Source organism: Shigella sp. FC1967 (assembly GCF_001743005.1).
In the GTDB taxonomy this organism is placed as follows: Bacteria; Pseudomonadota; Gammaproteobacteria; order Enterobacterales; family Enterobacteriaceae; genus Proteus.
Genome location: NZ_MIIZ01000966.1, coordinates 1 through 1,562 on the forward strand (window position 1 = coordinate 1; position 1,562 = coordinate 1,562).

Annotated in this window: 1 protein-coding gene and 1 pseudogene; one reads left to right on the plus strand and one right to left on the minus strand. The window is 39.2% G+C overall.

The genetic code is table 11. The features are described from left to right. Positions 1–65: 65 nt before the first annotated feature. Positions 66–1,354: pseudogene (gene aroA / locus BHE89_RS16835) on the plus strand (3-phosphoshikimate 1-carboxyvinyltransferase). Positions 1,355–1,365: 11 nt separating this feature from the next. Here aroA and BHE89_RS24380 read toward each other — a convergent pair. Beyond that, positions 1,366–1,562 (minus strand): hypothetical protein (locus BHE89_RS24380; protein WP_141008324.1); only part of this gene is annotated, 197 nt, incomplete at its 5' end.

The window sequence follows — 1,562 nt, forward strand, 5'->3', positions numbered from 1 at the left end:
TAATTTATATTTAATTAAATAGCACTTTCGTTTAATTTACTTGTTTATTGGAGTTTTACCTGTTTATGGAATCATTAACATTACAACCTATCGCTCATATCGAAGGTGTTATTAATTTACCAGGATCAAAAAGTGTCTCTAACCGTGCGTTGTTATTAGCGGCTTTGGCTAAAGGTAAAACTCGTCTCACTAACTTATTAGATAGTGATGATATTCGTCATATGCTTAATGCATTAAAAGTGTTAGGTGTACAATATCAATTATCAAATAACAATACGGTATGTGATATTGAAGGGCTAGGAGGCGAATTTAAAACCACTTCGCCATTAGAGCTCTTTTTAGGTAATGCAGGTACAGCAATGCGCCCATTAGCGGCAGCATTAAATCTCGGCCAGCATGATATTATTCTTACTGGTGAACCTCGCATGAAAGAGCGTCCGATTGGGCATTTAGTTGACGCTTTACGTCAAGGTGGCGCAAAAATTGACTACCTTGAACAGACGGATTATCCGCCAATTCGCTTACGGGGTGGCTTTTTAGGTGGCAATGTTGAGGTTGATGGTAGTGTTTCTAGCCAATTTTTGACTGCATTATTAATGACAGCACCTTTAGCAGAGCAAGATACGATTATTACCATTAAAGGTGAATTAGTATCAAAACCTTACATTGATATTACCTTAGCATTAATTAATACCTTCGGTGGTAAAATTGAAAACCAAGGCTATCAACGCTTTGTTATAAAAGGTGGTCAGCAATATCAATCACCAGAAAAGTACCTTGTAGAAGGTGATGCTTCATCTGCTTCTTATTTTTTAGCCGCAGCGGCGATTAAAGGCGGTACAGTACGAGTTACAGGCATAGGTAAAAACAGCTTACAAGGAGATATTCATTTTGCTTCTGTTCTTGAAAAAATGGGCGCAAAAGTACGCTGGGGTGACGACTATATTGAGTGCGAGCGTGGAACGTTAAAAGGTATTGATATGGATATGAATACTATCCCTGATGCCGCAATGACGATTGCGACAACGGCACTTTTTTGCTGAAGGTGAAACAGTTATCCGCAATATTTATAACTGGCGTGTAAAAGAAACTGACCGATTAGCGGCAATGGCTGCTGAGTTACAAAAAAGTGGGTGCGATTGTTGAAGAAGGGCACGACTACTTAAAAGTGATACCACCAAAACAGTTAACCACTGCGGATATCGAAACTTATAATGATCACCGTATTGCGATGTGTTTTTCGCTGGTGGCGCTTTCAGATACGCCTATTACTATTCTCGATCCGGGATGTACCGCAAAAACGTTCCCTGATTATTTTGAGAAATTAGCAACACTTTCTCAAGGTAATAATTAATGAGAAAATGATTAATTAAAATAAGTTAAATTTAACTCAATTAAATTGGCAGCATTGGACTTTTCAAAGAACAATACTGCCGATTTTTTATTGTAAATAGATTCGTTTTTGTGACTGCTCCCCGCCGTAAACGGCGAGGCTTCCCACTTCTCAGACCGCAACCCTCTGTACGACGGATTTACGCGGGTCTCCATGGGCTGAAACGACG